Here is a 19,924-nt window from a genome sequence, read left to right as displayed (position 1 = left end):
GGCTCCTCTGTCGTCGGACGAACGGGTGTCGGTGGTGGTGTGCGGTCAGTGGCTTTCCCGGGCGTGCCGGGCGATCTGCCGCAGGGCGGCGGCGAAGTCCTCGGCCGCCCGGCGGACGGCCCCGGTGTCGTGCACGGCGGGCCGGTGGTGCCAGGTGAAGGCGAGGCGTCCGTGCTGGGCCGCGCCGACCACCTCCAGCGGGTGGGAGCCGCCGTCCCGGGGGTCGTGGTCCTGGCCGAAGGAGCCGAGTTCGGCGCGGACCAGGCCGTCGCCGGCGGTCTCGGGCCGGGCGTCCCACTGGCCGAGGTAGTTGAAGACGATCTGGCCGTGCCCGCCGGCGGCGAGGCGCTCGCGGATCTCGGGGGTACCGAAGGTGCGCAGGGCGCCGAAGCCCAGGCCGTTGCCGGGCACCGCGCGCAGCTGTCGGCGCACGGACTTCACCAGGGCGCGCCAGTCGCGGTCCGGATCGGGCCGGTCGGCGTCGGGGACGTGGAAGGTGACGGGGTGGACGGTGGTGAACCAGCCGACGGTGCGGGACAGGTCGACGCCCTCCAGCAGGTCCTCCCGGCCGTGTCCCTCCAGGTCCAGGGCGATCCGCCGCTGTCCGCTCCAGCGGGCCAGGGCGAGGGCGAGCGCGGCGAGCAGCACGTCGTTGACCCGGGTGCGGTAGGCGGCGGGGGCGGCGCGCAGCAGTGCCTCGGTGTCCGCCTCGTCGAGTTCGACGGTGACGGCCGCGCTCTCGGCGGTGCCGGTGCCGGTGCCGGTGCCGGTGCCACCGGGCAGGGCCGTCCGGGCACTCACCGCCTCCTCCCAGTAGGGGAGTTCGTGGTCCAGGCCGCCCTCGGCGACATGGCCGGCGAGCCGGTGCGCCCAGTCCCGGAAGGAGGTGCCGCGCTCCCCCAGGGTGATCGCCCCGCCGCGGACGGCCTGCCGGTGGGCGCTCTCCAGGTCGTCGCGCAGCACCCGCCAGGAGACGGCGTCGACGACCAGGTGGTGGGCGACCAGGAGCAGCAGGGCGGGGTGCTCCGGGTGGCCGGTGAACAGGGCGGCGCGCAGCAGCGGGCCGCGGGCCAGGTCGAAGCCGGCGTGGAGTTCGTCGGCGGCCTTCGCCATGGCCGCGTCGGCGGCCTCGGCGCTCTGCCCGGTCAGGTCGTAGCGGATCAGGAGGTCCTCGGCGGGGGCGGGCGGCGGGTTGAACTGGTGCCAGCCGGTCTCGTCGCGGGTGAAGCGCATGCGCAGCGCGTCGTGGTGTTCCAGCAGGGCGCCGAGGGCGGCGCGCAGTGCCGTCGGGTCGGGGTCGGCGCGGAGTTCGAGCAGGGTGGACTGGTTGAAGTGGTGGTGGGCGGCGCGCGGGGTGGTCAGGAACCACTCCTGGATGGGGGTGAGCGGCAGGCCGCCGGTCACCGGGCCGTCGTCCGCGCGTTCGGTGGCGGTGCGCACGACGGTGGCGAGTTCGGCCACGGTCTGGTGGCTGAACAGGTCCCGGGTGGCCAGGTGGAGGCCGTCGCGGCGCAGCCGGGACACCACCTGCATGCTGAGGATGGAGTCGCCGCCGAGCAGGAAGAAGTTGTCGTCGGCGCCGACCTCGTCGAGGCCGAGGACGTCGGCCCAGATCCGGGCGATCCGGCGTTCGAGGTCGGTCTCCGGTGCCCGGCCCGGGCCGGCGGTGGCGTGGGCGGGACCGGGGTCGGGCAGGGCCCGGCGGTCGAGTTTGCCGTTGGGGGTGAGCGGCAGGGCGGCCAGCGGGACGAAGGCCGCGGGGACCAGGTGGGGCGGCAGGGTTTCGGCCAGGTGGAGGCGGAGTTCGAGGGCGGGCGCTCCCGTGGTGGCGTCGGTCGGGACGACGTAGCCGACGAGCCGTCCGCCGCCGGGGCCGTCGGCGCGGACGGTGACGGCGGCGTCGCGCACCAGGGGGCTGCGGCGCAGGGCGCTCTCGATCTCCCCGGGTTCGATGCGGAAGCCGCGCAGCTTGATCTGTTCGTCGGCGCGGCCGGCGAACCGGAGTTGGCCGTCGGCGTCGCGGCGGGCGAGGTCCCCGGTGCGGTACATCCGGTCGCCGGGGGCACCGTACGGGTCGGGCAGGAAGCGCTGGGCGGTGAGGCCGGGGCGGCCGAGGTAGCCGCGGGCGAGGCCGGGGCCGGCCAGGTGGAGCTCCCCGGTGACGCCGGGCGGCACCGGCCGCAGGGCGGTGTCCAGGACGTACGCGCGGGTGGCGCCGCTGGGCCGGCCGATCGCGGGGGTGCCGGTGCCGGGGGTGAGCGGGCCGGTCCAGCTGGCGACGACGGTGGCCTCGGTGGGGCCGTAGGAATTGATCATCCGTCGGCCGGGGGCCCAGGTGTCGACCAGGTCGGCCGGGCAGGCTTCGGCGCCGACCACCAGGGTGCGCAGGTCGGGCAGGGCGGCGGCGGTTGCGGGTTCCACGGTGGCCAGGGCCGCCGGGGGGATCAGGGTGTGGCTGATCCGGCGGGCGGCGAGGACCTCGGCGAGCCGTTCGCCGACCAGCGGTCCTTCCTCGCCGGTGACCAGGGCGGCCCCGGAGAGCAGGGAGATGCACAGTTCCAGCACGGAGGCGTCGAAGCTGGGAGAGGCGAACTGGAGCACCCGGTCGCCGGGGCCGACGGCGTACTGCTCGGCGGCGGCGGCCGCGAAGACGGCGAGGCCGGCGTGGGTCACCAGGACGCCCTTGGGGGTGCCGGTGGAGCCGGAGGTGTAGACGACGTAGGCCGGGTGGGCGGGGGTGAGGGCGGTGGTGCGGTCGGCGTCGGTGGGTGCGGTGTCCGGGCCTTCGGCGGCCCAGACCCCGGCCGGGTCGTCGAGCACCAGGTGGGCGGCGGCGTCGCGGACCATGAACGCGCGCCGGGGCTCCGGGTAGTCCGGGTCGACCGGGAGGAAGGCGCCGCCGGCCTTGGCGACGGCGAGCTGGGCGACCACCATGGCCGCGGAGCGGGGCAGGGCGAGGGCGACCAGCCGCTCGGGTCCGACGCCGCGCCCGATGAGCTGGTGGGCCAGCCGGTTGGCGGCCCGGTCCAGTTCGGCGTAGCTGAGTTCGCGCTCGCCGTCGAGCAGGGCGGGTGCGTCGGGGGTGGCGGCGGCCCGGCGTTCGAACAGCTCGGGCAGGGTGGCTTCGGGCACCGGGCGGAAGGTGGCGCCGGTCTCGGCGGGCGGCGTGTCCGGTCCGGCCAGCGGCAGCGCGCCGACGGCGCGGGCCGGGTCCTGGGCGACGGCGGTCAGCAGGGTGGCGAGCTGGCCGGCCATCCGCTCGACTGTGGCCGGGTCGAACAGGTCGGTGTTGTAGGTGAGCAGGCCGTGCAACGCGCCGCTCCCGGTCTCGACGAACTCCAGCACCAGCTCGAAGGCCGTCCGTACGGCGTCGGGCTCGATGCCGGTCACGTCGAGGCCCGGCAGGTCGAGTTCGGCGGACGGCGCGTTCTGGAGCACCACGTGGACCTGGAAGAGCGGGCTGCGGCTGGTGTCGCGCACCGGCTGGACCTCGTCGACCACCTTCTCGAAGGGCACGTCCTGGTGGGCGAAGGCGTCCAGGACGGTCTGCCGCACCTCGCCGAGGAGGGCGTCGAAGGACTGGCCGGGTTCCACCCGGGAGCGCAGCACCAGGGTGTTGACGAAGAATCCGACCAGCTGCTGGATCTCGGGCCGGTGCCGGCCGGAGGTGATGGTGCCGACGGTGATGTCGGTGTCCCCGCTGAGCCGGGCCAGGTAGGCCTGGGCCGCGGCGACCAGGGTGGTGAACAGGGTGGCGCCGCGTTCCCGGCCGACCTCGGCCAGCCGGCGGGCGGTGTCGGCGGGCAGCTCCAGGCGGACGGTGGCGGCGTTGGCCGCGTTGGCGGCGCGCACCGCGGGCCGGGGCCGGTCGGTGGGCAGCCGCGGCGGTACCACGCCGGTCAGTTGGCGCTTCCAGTAGGCGAGCTGTTCCCCGGTGGGGGCGCCTTCGGTGCGCTGCCAGTGGGCGTAGTCGGCGTACTGCACCGACAGTGGCGCCAACTCGGTTTCCGCGGAGTCGAGTTCGGCGCGGTAGAGGTGGGCGAGGTCGGTGAGCAGTACGCCGCTGGACCAGCCGTCGGTGACCATGTGGTGCAGGGTCAGCGCCAGCACGTGGTCGTGGTCGGCCAGCCGGGCCAGGGTGGCGCGCAGCAGGGGTCCGCGGCGCAGGTCGAAGGGGCGGGCGCGTTCGGCGGCGAGCAGGTCGCGCAGGGCCTGCGGCCGTTCGCCCGCGGGCCGGCCGGAGAGGTCGTGCAGCGGCAGCGGTACGACGTGCGGCGGGTTGACCAGTTGGACGCCGTGGCCGTCGACGCTGTCGAAGGTGGTGCGCAGCGACTCGTGCCGGGCCGTCAGGGCGTCCAGGGCCGCGCCGAGGGCGCCGGGGTCGAGGGTGCCGCGCAGCCGCAGCGCGAGCGCGACGTTCTCGGCGACGCCGGGGGTGAACTCCTCCAGGAACCACAGGCGTTGCTGGGCGTGGGACATCGGGGCCGCGCCCGTGCGGGGCACCGGGACGACGGGCGGGCGGGCCGGGGTGCCGGACGCCTCGGTGAGCAGCCGGGCCAGGCCGGCCGGGGTGGGGTGGTCGAAGACCGCGCGGGGGCCGAGGTCGGCGCCGAAGGCCTCGGTGAGGCGGGCGGCGAGCCGGATGCTGAGGATGGAGTCGCCGCCCAGTGCGAAGAAGTCCTCGTCCGTGCCGGGCGGGCGGATGCCGAGGACCTCGGCGAAGACCTCGGTGGTGCGGTGTTCGGCGGCGGTGCGCGGTTCGACGCGGGCGCGGCGCCCGTGGCCGGGGCGTTCCTCGGGCGCCGGGAGGGCGGCGCGGTCGACCTTGCCGTTGCGGCTCAGCGGGAGGGCGGGGAGCGGGACGACGGCGGCCGGGACGAGGTAGTCGGGCAGGGTGCGGGCGGCGAAGGCCCGCAGTTCCTCGGGGTCGACGGCGCCGACCGGGTAGACGACCAGTCGGCGGGCGCCGGGCCGGTCCTCCCGGACGACCACGGCGACGTCGGTGACCCGCGGGTGGGCGGCGAGGGCGGCCTCCACCTCGGCGGGCTCGACCCGGAAGCCGCGGATCTTCACCTGGTCGTCGGCGCGGCCGAGGAATTCGACGGTGCCGTCGGGGCGGCGCCGGGCGAGGTCCCCGGTGCGGTACATCCGGGCGCCGGGCGGGCCGGAGGGGTCGGCGAGGAAGCGGGCGGCGGTGGCGCCGGGGCGGCCGAGGTAGCCGCGGGCCAGGCCCTCGCCGGCCAGGTAGAGCTCGCCCGCGCAGCCCGGCGGGACGGGCCGCAGCCGGCCGTCCAGGACGTGCGCCCGCCGGTCGTCCAGCGGGCGGCCGATGGGAAGGGTGTCGGGCACGGCGGCGGCGTCCGGGAGGGTGTGGGCGGTGGCGAAGGTGGTGGTCTCGGTGGGGCCGTAGCCGTCCGTGACGGTCAGTCCGGGGCAGGCCGCCAGGACGCGGCGCACGGCGGCGGCGGGCACCACGTCGCCGCCGGTCCACAGGGACCGCAGGCCGGTGAAGCAGTCCGGCGCGTCCTGGGCGAGCAGCCGGAACAGTCCGGCGGTGAGCCACAGTGCCGTCGGTCCGTCCGGTCCGGCGAGGCGGCGCAGCAGTGCGGCGTCCACCGGGCCGGCGGGGGCGACGAGCACGCAGCCGCCGTTCAGCAGCGGCGCCCACACCTCGAAGGTGGCGGCGTCGAAGGCGACCGGCGAGTGCAGCAGCACCCGGGCGCAGCTGCCGTCGGTGAAGCGGCTGTCGGTGGCGAGCGAGGCCACGTCGCGGTGCCGGACGGCGACGGCCTTGGGTTCGCCGGTGGAGCCGGAGGTGTACATCACGTACGCCAGCCGGTCGGGGTCGGCGGGCGGCAGGTGCGGGGCGGCCGCACCGGTTTGTGCGGCGGCGACCTGCTCGGCGGTCAGCCGGTGGGCGGCGCCGGCCCGGTCGAGCAGGGCGCGGCGGCGCTCCTCGGGGGCGCGCGGGTCGACGGGCAGGTAGGCGCCGCCCGCCTTGAGGACGGCCAGTTGGGCGACGACGAGTTCGGTGCCGCGGTCCATCGCCAGTGCCACCCGGTCCTCGGGGGCCAGGCCGTCGGCGAGCAGCCGGGCGGCCAGCCGGTCGGACCAGTCGGCGAGCCCGCGGTACGTCAGTTCGCGCTCGCCGTCGCGCACGGCGGGGGCGTCGGGGGTGCGGCGGGCCTGCTCGGCGAAGATTCCCAGTGGGCTGCGCGGCACCGGCGGGCGGGCGGTGGTGTGCCAGGAGGCCAGCAGTTCGCGGTCGGCCGCGGTGAGCGGGTCCAGCGCGGCGAGGTCGCCGTCCAGGCCGTCGGCGAGGCCGGTCAGCAGCAGGGCGAGGCGGTCGGCGGCGTCCCGGACGGTGCCCTCGTCGAACAGGGCGGGGTCGTAGGCCAGGTCGAAGGCGAGCTGCCCGCTGAGGTGGGCGCGCAGGCACCAGGGGAAGGTGGTGGCGTCGTCGGCGCGCACCTCGACCACCCGCACGCCGGTGCGGTCCGCGGCCGACTCGTCGACGGGGTAGTTCTCGAACACCAGCATGCTGTCGAACAGCGGCTCCCCGGCGGGCAGTTCGCTCAGGGCCTGGATCCGGGGCAGCGCCAGGTGGTCGTGGCGGCGGCCGTCGCTCTGCCGGTCCTGGAGGTCCCGCAGCCAGGGCAGCACGCCGCCGGTGGCGGGCGGCCGGACCCGGGCCGGCACGGTGTTGATGAACAGGCCGATCATCGTCTCGACGCCGGGCAGTTCGGCCGGCCGGCCGGAGACGGTGGTGCCGAAGACGACGTCCGCGGTGCCGCCGTAGCGGGCCAGCAGCAGCGCCCAGGCTCCCTCGACCAGGGTGTTGACGGTCAGTCCGGCGGCGGCGGCGTTCTCCCGCAGCCGGGCGGAGAGCGCCTCGTCGAGGGCGCGGTGGACGGCGGCGGTGGCCCGGGCCCGGTGCGCTCCGGCGGGCCGGCGGTCGTAGGGCAGCGCGGTCCGTTCGGTGAACCCGGCGAGGGCGCCGCTCCAGTGGTCCTCGGCGGCCTGCCCGTCCTGCTCGCGCAGCCAGGCCAGGAAGTCGGCGAACGGGCGCCGGACCGGGCGGGGCGCCTGCGGTCCGCCGGTGAGCGCGGCGTACTCCTCGCACACCTCGGTGAGCAGCTGTCCGGTGCTCCAGCCGTCCAGGATCACGTGGTGGGTGGACCAGAGCAGCAGCACCTCCTCGCCGGGCAGCGCGGCCAGGGCCAGCCGGCCGAGCGGCGCGGTGCCCAGGTCCAGCCCGGCGGCCCGCTCCTCGGCGAGCAGCCGTTCGGCCCCCTCGGCGCGCTGTTCGGCCGTCAGCGCGCGCCAGTCCAGGTGGCGGACGGGCAGGGCGGCGCGGCGCGCGACCAGCTGGACGGGGTGCGGCAGGCCGCGCCAGTGCACGGAGGTGCGCAGCGCCGGGGTGCGGTCGGCGACCTGCTGCCAGGCCGCGGCGAAGGCCGCCGGGTCGGCGACGCCGGCCAGCCGTACGGCGATCCGGTCCACGTAGGCGCCGTCCTCGTCGACCAGGCCGTGGAAGAGCATGCCGGACTGCAGGGGGGTGAGCGGCAGCACGTCCTCGGTGTCGCGGCCGTCGCCGACCAGGGCGTCCAGCCGCTCCTGGTCGAGGCCGGCCAGCGGGAAGTCGGACGGGGTGCGGCCGCCGGCGCCGGGGCTCGCGCAGTGCTCGGCCAGCTCGCGCAGCGCCTGGAGGGTCTGCTCGGCGAGGGCGCGGACGGTGGCCTCGTCGTAGCGGGCCGCGGGGTAGGTCCAGCCCAGTTCGAGCCGGCCGTCCTGGACCGCCCCGATGACGTCCAGCAGGTAGGGGCGGGGCTCGTCGGGGTCGGTGTCCCGTCCGGCCGGGGGCAGCGAGCCGCGCAGCAGCCCGTCGGCGGCGGCGCTGCGGCTGTCCCACTGGCCGTGGTAGTTGAAGCCGATCAGCGGCGCGGCCGCGCCGGCCGGCAGGGCGGACGGGTGCAGGTGGCGCAGGGCGCCGTGGCTGAGTCCGCGCAGCGGGACGGCGCGCAGCTGCTCCTTGACCGAGCGCAGGGTGTCGTGCCAGCCGGCCCCGGGGTCGACGTGCAGGGCGAGCGGGAACTCGGCGGTGAACCAGCCGACCGTCCGGGAGAGGTCCTGGTCGGCGAAGAGGTCCTCGCGGCCGTGGCCCTCCACCCCGATCAGTACGCAGTCGCGGCCGCACCAGCGGGCCAGGGTGCGGCCCAGCGCGCTGAGCAGGACGTCGTTGACCTGGGTGCGGTAGACCTCCGGAACGTTGCGCAGCAGCGCCTCGGTGGTCCGCTCGTCCAGGGTGACGGTGACGGTGGCGGCGGTGCCGTGGGTGTTGGGGCCGGGTCGCCCCTCGGGCAGCCCGGCCGGGGCCTCGCCGGTGCGGGTCCAGTACGCGCTGTCGCCGTCCAGGGCGCCGGAGCGGGTGTGCCGCTCCAGCCGGGCGGCCCAGCGGGTGTAGGAGGTGCCCGGCTCCGGCAGCCGAACGGGTGCGCCGGTGCGGGCGGCGCGGTAGGCCGCTTCGAGGTCGGCGAGCAGAATGCGCCAGGAGACGCCGTCGACGGCCAGGTGGTGGATGGTCAGGACGAGCTGGTCGGGCTGCCGGCCCTCGTCACGGTGCGGGCCGCCGTCGAAGAACAGGGCGCGCAGCATCCGGCCCTCGACCGGGTCGAGGGAGCGCTGCGCCTCGTCGGCGGCGCGCTGCACCTGCGCTTCCGTACCGGCCGGGTGGTGGGTGAAGACGCCGTCCGGTGCCTGCGCCAGGACCTCCTGGCGCCAGCCGGATCCGCCCCGGCGGAAGCGGGTGCGCAGCGCCGGGTGGTGCTCCGCCAGGGCGAGCACCGCGGTCCGCAGGGCGGCCGGGTCGGTGCCCGGGGCCAGGGCCAGCCGCTGGGTCATGGTGAAGCGCAGCGCCTCGCCCGCCCGGCGGCCGTCGAGGTACCAGTGCTGGATCGGGGTGAGCGGCGCCTCGGCGGGCTCGGCCTCGTCCGCCTCCGTCCGTTCCGACGACTCACCGGCGCACAGGGCGAGTTCGGCGACGTTCTGGTAGCGGAAGACGTCCTTGGTGGTGAGGGCGAGGCCGGCGGCGCGGGCCCGGGAGACGATCTGGATGCTGAGGATGGAGTCGCCGCCGAGGGCGAAGAAGTTGTCCCGGGCGCCGACCCGCTCCACGCCCAGCACCTCGGCCCAGATCGCGGCGAGCCGCTGCTCGGTGCCGGGCCGCGGGGCGACGTACGGGGTGGTGCGGTCCGGCTGGGCGGGCGGGGCGGGCAGGGCCCGCCGGTCGGTCTTGCCGCTGACGGTGCGCGGGACGCGGGCCAGTGGGACGAACGCGGTGGGCACCAGATGGTCGGGCAGGGTGCGCCGCAGCCAGGCCCGCAGTTCCTCGGCGGGCGGCACCCGGTCGCCGGCCGGCACCGGGTAGCCGACCAGCAGGGTCCGGCCGCCCTGTTCGCGGGCGGCGACGGCGCAGTCCGCGAGGTCGGGGTGGGTCAGCAGGGCGGCCTCCACCTCGCCGGGTTCGATCCGGAAGCCGCGGATCTTGACCTGCTCGTCGGCCCGGCCGAGGAACTCCAGCTGTCCGTCGGCGTCCCAGCGGGCCAGGTCGCCGGTGCGGTACATCCGGGTGCCGGGCGGCCCGTACGGGTCGGCGAGGAAGCGGCCGGCGGTCAGCCCGGGCCGGTTCAGGTAGCCGCGGGCGACCTGTTCCCCGGCCAGGTATAGCTCCCCGGGCATGCCGGGCGGCACCGGGCGCAGCGCGCCGTCGAGCACGTGAGCGGTGACGCCGCGGCCCGGCCGGCCGATCACCGGGCGTCCGGGGTGGTCCGCGCAGCGGGCGTAGGCGGCGTCGACGGTGCACTCGGTGGGCCCGTACAGGTTGTAGGTGCTGATGCCGTACTCGGCCTGGGCCGCGCACAGGTCCCGCCAGGTGGCGGCGGGGATCGCCTCGCCGCCGAGCTGCAGCAGCCGGGGGTGGTGGGGGGCGGGGGCGAACAGTCCGGCGGCGGTGAGTTCGCGCAGCAGGGAGGGGGTGACGTTGACGACGTCGAGCCGCTGGTCGACGATCCGGGCGAGGAAGGCCTGCGGGTCCAGCCGGACGTCCTCGTCGATCAGGTGGAGTTCCTGACCGGAGACCAGCAGCAGCGGGCCCTCCCAGCTGGTGTCGAAGGAGAGGGAGGCGCTGAGGGCGACCTTCAGCCGGCCGCCGTCGGCGGTGTGCGGGGCGAGCATCCCCTCCCGGTGGTCGCGGCAGAGGTTGACCAGCTGGCGGTGCTCGACGACCACGCCCTTGGGGCGGCCGGTGGAGCCGGAGGTGTGGATCAGGTAGGCGGCGTTCCCGGGCAGCAGCGGGGCGGTCCGTTCGGCGTCGGTGAGGTCGTGGCCGGGCAGGGCCTCCCACGGCACCTCGCGCAGGGTGTGCTCGGTCAGCACCGTGCGCGGCCGGGTGTCGTCGAGCAGCAGGGCGGCCCGCTCCTCGGGCAGGTCCGGGTCGACGAACTGGAGGACGGCGCCGGCCTTGAGCACCGCGAACAGCGCCACCAGCAGGTCGGAGGTGCGCGGCAGCCGGACGGCGACCACCTGCTCCGGGCCGGCGCCGAGGGCGGCCAGGTGGCGGGCGAGGCGGTTGGCCCGGGTGTTGAGCGCGGCGAAGTCCAGGGTGGCGTCGCGGGCGACCAGCGCGGTGGCGTCCGGGGTGCGGGCGGCCTGCTCCTCGAACAGGGCGGTGAAGGTGGTGTCGGGCCCGGGCAGCGGCTCGCCGCGCCCCTGCCGCAGCACCTGCTCCCGCTCCTGCCCGGTCATCAGCGGCAGCGCCCCGACGGCCGTGTCGGGCGCGTCGGCGGCGGCCGCCAGCAGGGTGGTCAGCCGGTCGGCGAGCTGCCGGGCGGTGCGGGCGTCGAAGAGCCCGGTGCTGTACTCCAGGTAGCCGGTCAGGCCTCCGTCGTGCTCGGCGAAGTCGAAGGAGAGGTCGAAGGTGGCGTTGCGGACGGGCGGGGTGAGGGGTTCCACCGTCAGTCCGGGCAGCCGGGGCGCCTCGGCGCCGAGGTTGTGCAGCGCCACCATCACCTGGAACAGCGGGGTGCGGCTGGTGTCGCGCTCCGGCTGGAGGACGTCCACCAGCCGTTCGAAGGGCACCTCCTGGTGGGCCATGGCGTCCAGGACGGTGGCCTGCGCGGCGGTCAGCAGCTCGTGGAAGGACTGCTCGGGGCGGATGTCGCCGCGCAGCACCAGGGTGTTGACGAACATGCCGACCACGTCGTGGAGTTCGCCCTGTTCGCGGCCGGAGGTGACGGTGCCGACGGCGATGTCCGTCTGCCCGGTCCAGCGGGCCAGCAGCACCTGGCAGGCGGCCAGCAGGACGGTGTAGAGGGTGCCGTCGGCCTCCCGGCCGCGCTCGCGCAGCCGGGCGGTCAGTTCGGCGGGCAGGGTGAAGGTGACCAGCGCGCCCTCCCGGGTGCGCTCCGCCGGGCGCGGCCGGTCGGTGGGCAGCTCCAGCGGGGCCAGGCCGTCCAGGGTCCGGCGCCAGTGGTCGAGGTCGGCCTCGGCGGCGGCGGTGCGGGTGCGCTGCCAGGCCGCGTAGTCGGTGTACCGGACGGGCGGCTCGGGCAGCCGCGGGCGGCGGCCTTCGAGGGCGGCGGCGTACAGCTCACCGAGGTCGCGGCCGAGCACGCCCATCGACCAGCCGTCGGTGGCGATGTGGTGCACCGCCAGGGCGAGGACGTGCTCGTCGGGGGCGGTGCGCAGCAGGCGGGCGCGCAGCACCGGGCCGGCTTCGAGGTCGAAGGGGGTGGCGGCGATCCGCTCCAGGCGGGCGTCCAGGTCGGCCGGCGGGACGTCCTCGCGGGGCAGTTCGACGGGGTGGGGCGGGCGCACCACCTGCCGGGCCCGGCCGTCGCGTTCGGCGTAGGTGGTCCGCAGTGCCTCGTGCCGCTCGACCAGGGCGTCCAGGGCGCCGCCGAGCGCGGCCCGGTCGAGGGTGCCGCGCAGCCGCAGCACGGACAGCGAGGTGTACTCGGTGCTGCCGGGCTCGAAGCGGTCGAGGAACCAGAGCCGCTGCTGGGCGTAGGAGAGCGGCGGTTCGCTGCCCGGGTCGGCGGCGGGGACGACGGCCGGGACGGCGGTCCGTGCGGCGCCCGGGCCCGGCTCGCCGAGCGCCCCGGCGAGGTCGGCGAGCACGGGGTGGGTGAACAGCAGCCGGGGCGAGAGGTCGGCGGAGCCGAAGGCGGCGCGCAGCCGGGCGGTGACCCGCACGGCGAGGATGGAGTCGCCGCCGAGGGCGAAGAAGTCGTCCTCGGCGCCGACCGGGCCAGCGTCCAGGACCTCCGTCCAGGCCTGGGCGACCAGCCGCTCGGCGGAGGTGCGCGGCGCGGTGCGCTCGCGGCCGGCGGCGTAGCCGTCCGGTCCGGGCGCCGGCAGGGCGCGCCGGTCGAGCTTGCCGTTGGGGGTGAGCGGCAGGGCGGCCAGCGGCACATAGGCGGCGGGCACCAGGTAGGCGGGCAGCAGCCGTTCCAGGTGGGCGCGCAGCTCGGCGGCGCCCGGGGGCCGCCGGGGGTCCGCGCCGACGACGTGGGCGACCAGCCGGCGGGTGCCGGCGGTGTCCTCGTGGACGCCGACGGTGGCCAGGCCCACGCCGGGGTGGGTCTGGAGGGCGGCCTCGATCTCGCCGGGTTCGATCCGGTAGCCGCGGATCTTGACCTGCTGGTCGGCGCGGCCCAGGTAGCGCAGGGTGCCGTCGGCCTGCCGGCGGACCCGGTCGCCGGTGCGGTACATCCGCGTGCCGGGGGCGCCGAACGGGTCGGCGAGGAAGCGGGTGGCGGTCAGGCCGGGCCGGTTGAGGTAGCCGCGGGCCAGGCCCTCGCCCGCCACGTACAGTTCGCCGACCGCGCCCGGGGGCAGCGGGGCCAGGTCGTCGTCGAGCACGTACAGCCGCAGGTCGGCGATGCCGGTGCCGATCGGGCCGGGGCCGCCGGCGGTGGCGGTGGCGAGGTCCAGCGCGGTGTGGGTGACGTGCACGGTGGTCTCGGTGATGCCGTACATGTTCACCAGGCGCGGCGCGTCCTCGGGGTGGCGCCGGTACCAGTCGGCGAGCCGGGTGACGTCCAGCGCCTCGCCGCCGAAGACCACCGTGCGCAGTGCCAGCCGGGCGGAGACGTCCGGGAGCCGGGCGTCGGCGCGGGCCAGCTGGTGGAAGGCGGACGGGGTCTGGTTGAGGACGGTGACCCGCTCGTCGGCGAGCAACCGCAGGAAGTCCTCCGGGGAGCGGGCGGTGTCCTCGGGTACCACCACGAGCCGGCCGCCGTGCAGCAGCGGGCCCCACAGCTCCCAGACCGAGAAGTCGAAGGTGTAGGAGTGGAAGAGCGTCCAGACGTCGTCGGCGCCGAAGCCGAACAGCTCCCGGGTCCGCTCGAAGAGCCGCACCACGTTGGCGTGCGGCACCACGACGCCCTTGGGGCGGCCGGTGGAGCCGGAGGTGTAGATGGCGTAGGCGGGGCTGTCGGGCAGCGGGCGGTGGCCGGCGCCGAGCGGGCCGGCCGGGCGCCGGGCCAGGTCGGCGCGCACCCCGGGGTCGGCCAGGGCGAGGACGGGGACATCGACGCCGGTCGGCCCGTCCGGGGTCTCCAGCGTCTCCGGGGCCTCCAGGGTCACCAGGGCCACCGGGGCGGCGTCGCGCAGCAGTTCGGCTCTGCGTTCGGCGGGCAGGCCCGGGTCCAGCGGCAGGTAGGCCGCGCCGGTCTTGAGGACGGCGAGGACGGCCACCACCAGCTCGGCGGTGCGGGGCAGCGCGAGGGCGACGTACCGCTCGGGGCCGGCGCCGAACCCGGCCAGCCGGTGGGCGAGCCGGTCGGCCCGGGCGTCCAGTTCGGCGTAGTCGAGGTGCTCCCCGCCGCAGGTGACGGCCTCGGCGTCCGGGGTGCGGGCGGCCTGCTCCTCGAAGAGCTCGACCAGGCTGCGCCCGGGCCGGCCCTGCGCGGTGCCGTTCCAGTCGACCAGCAGCCGGTGCCGCTCCTCGGCGGTGGTCCAGGCCAGCGCGCGCAGCGGGCGGTCCAGTCCGGCGGCCAGCTCGGTGAGCAGCAGGCAGAGCCGCTCGGCGAGGGCGCGCACGGTCGCGGCGTCGAACAGGCCGGGGTCGTAGCCGAGATCGAAGCCGACCTGCCCGCCCTGGTAGGCGCGCAGCACCAGCGGGAAGCTGGTGGCGTCCCGGGAGGAGACCTCGGCCAGGCGCACCCCGGTGCCGGCGGCCCGGGCGTCGTCGAAGGGGTAGTTCTCGAAGGCGACGATGCTGTCGAACAGCGCGCTGCCGGACGGGACGTCGCTGCAGCCGGTGAGTTCGGCGAGCGAGACCGCCGAGTGCCGGCGGGCCTCGGCCTGGTCGTCCTGGAGTTCCCGCAGCCAGTGGGCGGCGGTGCGGGCGCCGTCCACCCGGACCCGGGTGGGCAGGGTGTTGATGAACATGCCGATCATCGACTCGACGCCGGGCAGTTCCTCGGGCCGGCCGGAGACGGTGGTGCCGAACAGCACGTCCGGTTCGCCGCTGTAGCGGGAGAGCAGCAGCGCCCAGGCGCCCTGCACCACGGTGCCCAGGGTCAGCCCGGCGTGGCGGGCGGTGCGGGCGAGCCGCTCGGAGACCTCCTCGGACAGGGCGGCGCTGTGGCTGCCGGCCGAGCGGGCCCGGTGGGCCTCGTGCCGCACCCGGTCGGCGGGCAGCGGGGTGGCGGTGGCGAAGCCGTCCAGGACGGACCGCCAGTGGGCCCGGGCGGCCCCGGCGTCCTGCCCGGCGAGCCAGTGGACGTAGTCGGCGAAGGGCCGGCGCACCGCCGGGGCGGGCGCCGCGCCGGTGGTGAGCGCCGCGTACTCGGCGAACACGTCGGTGAGCACCTGGGCGAGGCTCCAGCCGTCCAGGATCAGGTGGTGGGAGGTCCACAGCAGCTGGACCCGGGCCTCGGGCAGCCGGACCAGGGTGAGCCGGGTGAGCGGGGCGGTGGCGATGTCCAGGCCGAGGGCGAGGTCCTCGGCGCGCAGCCGGGCCAGCCGTTCGGCGCGCTCGGCCGGGTCGGCGGCCCGCAGGTCCAGGTGGGTCACCGGCAGCCGGACGCCCCGGCGCACCATCTGGAGCGGCGCGGGGACGCCCTCCCAGACCACCGAGGTGCGCAGCGCGGGCGCGCGGTCGGCGACCCGCTGCCAGGCCAGGGCGAGGGCGTGCGGGTCGGCGACGCCCTCCAGCAGCAGGGCGGCCTGGTCCAGGTAGACGTCGTCCTCGCCGCCGACCAGGCGGTGGAAGAGCATGCCCTCCTGGAGCGGGGTGAGCGGCAGCAGGTCCGTCACGTCCCGGCCGTCGCCGACCAGCCGGTCCAGCGTCTCCTGGTCGAGCCCGGCGAGCGGGAAGTCGGAGGGGGTGCGGCCGCCGGCGCCGGGGCTCGCGCAGTGCTCGACGATGGCGCCCAGGGCGGTGGTCACGGCCTCGGCCAGCCGCCGGACGGTGTCGGCCTCGTGGACCACGTCGCTGTAGTGCCAGGTGAGTTCGAGTTCGCCGTCGGCGACCACGGCGGAGACGTCGAGCAGGTGGGCCGGCGGCTCGTCCGGGGCGAGGTCCGGGCCGGGGGCCGGCCCGGCGGGGGCGAAGTCGCCGGCCTCGGGGGCGGTCCACTGGCCGTGGTAGTTGAAGCAGACCTGCGGCAGCGGGACGTCCCGCAGGGCCCCGGCGCCCTCGGCGGGCGAGCCGAGCCGGGCGAGGGCCTCGTAGCCCAGGCCGCGGCGGGGCACGGCGCGCAGCCGCTCCTTGACCTGCTTGAGGGTGGCCGCCCAGTCGGGGGCGTCGGCGGGGCCGGCCGGGGCGAGGGTGACGGGGTACTGGGTGGTGAACCAGCCGACGGTGCGGGACAGGTCGAGGTCGTCGAAGAGGTCCTCGCGGCCGTGGCCCTCCAGGGCGACGGTGACCCGCCCGGTGCCGGTCCAGTCGGCGAGTGCCCGGCCCAGGGCGCTGAGCAGCACGTCGTTGACCTGGGTGCGGTAGACCTCGGGGACCTTGCGCAGCAGTGCCCCGGTGGTGGCCCGGTCGAGCCGGCTGCGCAGGGTGCGCACCGTGCCGGCCGTGGGGGTGCCGGGCAGGTCGACGGGCAGCGGCTCGGCGGGGGCGGCGGTCTCGGCGCTCCAGTACGGCAGGTCGGCGTCCAGGCCTCCGGCCCGGACGAGTGCGGCGAGCCGGTGGGCCCAGTCGGTGAACGCGGTGGGCTCGGGCGCGGGTTCGGGGGTGGCGCCCGCGGCGGCCCGCCGGTAGGCCTCGGGCAGCTCGGCGAGCAGCACCCGCCAGGAGACGCTGTCCACGGCGAGGTGGTGGGCGGTCAGGAAGAGCTGGGGCCGCTCCCCGTCGGCGGGGCGGAACAGGACGGCGCGCAGCAGGGTGCCGGTGGCCGGGTCCAGTTCGGCGCGGGCGGCCTCGGCGGCCGCGGTCCGGTCCGCGCCCGGGTCGAGGGCGGTCAGCGGCCCTGCGGCGCCGGCGACCGGCTCCTGCCGCCAGTCGGTCCCGGTGCGGGTGAAGCGGGTGCGCAGCGCGGGGTGGGCGGCCACCAGGGCGGTCAGCGCCCGTTCCAGGGCCGGTTCGTCCAGGTCGTGCGGCAGGTCGAGCAGCATCGACATGGTGAAGTGGCGCAGCGGGCCGTGGGCGGCGAAGAACCATTCCTGGACGGGGGTGAGCGGGGCGGGCCCCTCCTCCCGGTGCCGCTCGACGGCGGCCCCGGCGCCGGCGGTGCGGGCGGCGGCGGCCAGGTCGGCGACGGTCTGGTGGCGGAAGACGTCCTGGGAGCCGATCCGCAGGCCTTCGGCGCGGGCCCGGGAGACGGCCTGGATGCTCAGGATCGAGTCGCCGCCGAGTTCGAAGAAGTTGTCGGTGACGCCGACCCTGGGCACGCCGAGCACCTCGGCCCAGATGGCGGCGAGGGTCTCCTCCTCCGGGGTCCGCGGGGCGACGAACTCCCCTTCCCGGGCCTCGGTCTCGGGGGCGGGCAGGGCGCGGCGGTCGAGCTTGCCGCTGGTGCCGAGCGGCAGCGCGTCGAGCACGGTGAAGGAGGACGGCACCAGGTGGTCGGGCAGCACCCGGCGCAGGGCGGCGCGCAGTTCGGCGAAGGGGCGGGCGGTGCCGTCGGCGAACACCAGGTAGGCGGCCAGCCGGTTCTGTCCGTGGGCGTCGGGGACGGCGACCACGGCGGCCGCGGCGACCTCCGGCAGGTCGAGCAGGGCGGCCTCGATCTCGCCGGGTTCGATCCGGTGGCCGCGTACCTTGACCTGGTCGTCGGCGCGCCCGAGGTACTCCAGGCGCCCGTCGGCGGTCCACCGGGCGAGGTCGCCGGTGCGGTACATCCGGCTGCCGGGCGGCCCGTACGGGTCGGCGGTGAAGCGGGCGGCGGTCAGGCCGGGGCGGCCGGCGTAGCCGCGGGCGACCTGCTCGCCGGCCAGGTGGAGTTCGCCGCTCACCCCGGGCGGCACCGGCCGGAGCCGCCCGTCCAGGACGTAGGCGCGGACGTTGGGCAGCGGGCGGCCCACCAGCGGCCGGTCCCCGCCGTCGATCCGGCAGGCGAGCGCGTCGACGGTGCACTCGGTGGGGCCGTAGTAGTTGTAGGCGGCCACCTCGGGGCGGGCGGCGAGGTCGCGCCAGAGCCGGGGGGCGACCGCCTCGCCGCCGAGCATCAGCACCCGGGGGCGGTGGCGGGGGTCGTCGAGCAGTCCGGCGGGCAGCAGTTGGCGCAGGTAGGAGGGGGTGAGGTCGAGGAAGTCGATCCGGTGGCGCACGACGTACTCGACGAGGGCGGCCGGGTCCATCCGGGTGGTCTCGTCGACCAGGTGCAGCGGGTGGCCGTCGGCCAGCAGCAGCAGGCCCTCCAGCGAGGTGTCGAAGGAGAGGGAGGCGGTCAGCGCGACGTTCAGCGGCCCGCCGCCGGCGTCGGCGACGAAGCCGGCCCGGTGGGCGGCGAGCAGGTGGGCCAGGGCGCGGTGCGGGACGGTGACGCCCTTGGGGCGGCCGGTGGAGCCGGAGGTGTAGAGCACGTACGCGGTGGTCGAGAGGTCCGGCGGGGGGAGGACGGCGTCGCCCGTGTCGCCGTCCATCAGGTCGCGCAGGGTCTCCTCGTCCAGCAGCAGGGCCGGCTCGGCGTCCTCCAGCAGGTAGCGGACCCGCTCCTCGGGCAGCGCCGGGTCGAGCGGCAGGTAGCCGGCGCCGGCCTTCCAGACCGCGAGGACGGCCACCACCAGGTCGGCGGTGCGCGGCAGCCGCAGCGCGACCAGCCGTTCGGGGCCGGCGCCGCGGGCGGCCAGCCGGCGGGCGAGCCGGTCGGCGCGGGCGTCCAGCGTGGCGTAGTCCAGCCGCTCCTCCCCCGCGACCAGCGCCAGGGCGTGCGGGGTCCGTTCGGCCCGGCGCCGGAACAGCTCGGGCAGGCCGACGGCTTCGACGGGCAGCGCGGTGGCGTTCCAGTCCCGGGTGACCCGCTCGGTCTCCCGCGCGGAGAGCAGCGGCAGGGTGGCGAGCGGGCGGTCCGGTTCGGCGGCGGCGCCCTCCAGGAGCCGCAGCAGCTGGTCGGCCGTCCGGCGGGCGGTGGGGGCGTCGAAGAGGTCGGCCCGGTACTCCAGGACGCCGGTGAGCGCCTCGCCGTCGGGGACGAACTCCACGCTGAGGTCGAAGGTGGCGGCCTGCCGGGGCACGGTGACCGGGGCGGTGGCGAGTCCGTGCGGGTCGCCGGCCGCGGCCGGGGCGGGGTGCAGCAGCACCAGCACGTCGAACAGCGGGTTGCGGCCGGCCTCGCGGGGCGCGCCGACCGCCTCGACGATCCGCTCGAACGGCGTGTCGCCGTGGGCGAGGGCGTCGTTGCCGGTCCCGGTGGCGGCCGCGAGCAGCTCGCGGAAGGAGGCGTCGGGCGCCACCCGGGTGCGCAGGACCACCGTGTTGACGAAGCAGCCGACGGCCCGTTCCAGCTCGGTGCGGGTGCGGCCGGCCATCAGGGAGCCGACGGTGACGTCCTCCTGGCCGGACCAGCGGGCCAGCAGCGCCTGGGTGCCGGCCACCAGCGCGGTGTTGAGGGTGCCCTGCCGTTCGGCGGCGAGTTCGCGCAGCCGGGCGGTGAGCGGCGCGGGGACGGTGAAGGTGTGCAGGGCGCCGGGGCCGGCCTCCTCGCCGCGCCGCGGGTGGTCCAGCGGCAGTTCCGGCGGCACCGCGCCGGCCAGCTTCTCCTTCCAGTGGGCGAGGTGCTTCTCCAGCCGGTCGCCGGAGAGCTGCTCGCGCTGCCACACCGCGAAGTCGGGGTACTGGGTGGCGACCTCGGGCAGCCCGGGTTCGGCGCCGCGGGCCAGGGCGTCGTAGGCGGTGCGGAGTTCGTCCAGGACGACGCCCATGGACCAGCCGTCGGTGACGATGTGGTGGGCGGTCAGCTGCAGCACGTGGGCGTGCGGCGACTCGGCCACCAGCAGGGCGCGCAGCAGCGGCCCGCGGGCGAGGTCGAAGGGCCGGGAGTACTCCTGGAGCAGGATCGCGTCCAGGCTCTCGCCGTCGGCCGGTGTGCGCACCGGCAGCTCCACCGGCCCGGCCGGAAGGACGGTCTGCACCGGCCGGCCGTCGCTCTCCGCGAAGGTGGTGCGCAGCGCCTCGTGGCGCGCCACCACGGCGGTCAGCGCCGCGGCGAGGGCCGCGCGGTCCAGCGCGCCGGTGAAGCGCAGGGCGACGGCGCTGTTGTAGCGCGGGTCGCCGGGGCGCAGCCGGTCCAGGAACCAGAGCCGCTGCTGGACGAAGGAGGGCGGCAGCGGCCGGCTGCGGTCGGCGCGCGGGATGGCCCGGTCGGCGGCGGCCTGCGCGGTGCCGGCCCGGCCGGCCAGCCGCCGGCGCAGGGCCTCGCGCAGGTCGGCGGGCAGGGCGGCGGCGCGGTCTCGCTTCGAAGTCGTCATG

General features: G+C 77.0%; 1 protein-coding gene. It reads right to left on the bottom strand.

From position 1 onward, the window contains the following. Positions 1–45: 45 nt before the first annotated feature. Positions 46–19,923 (bottom strand): non-ribosomal peptide synthase/polyketide synthase, encoded by a 19,878-nt coding sequence (locus tag ACFVUY_RS10495; protein ID WP_387728948.1) that lies wholly within the window; start codon positions 19,921–19,923, stop codon positions 46–48. Between the last annotated feature and the right edge of the window lies 1 nt (position 19,924).

The sequence above is a fragment of the Kitasatospora sp. NPDC058063 genome (assembly GCF_042885395.1).
Classification (GTDB): Bacteria; Actinomycetota; Actinomycetes; order Streptomycetales; family Streptomycetaceae; genus Kitasatospora; species Kitasatospora lactacystinica.
This window is presented reverse-complemented; position numbering and strand designations above follow the sequence as displayed.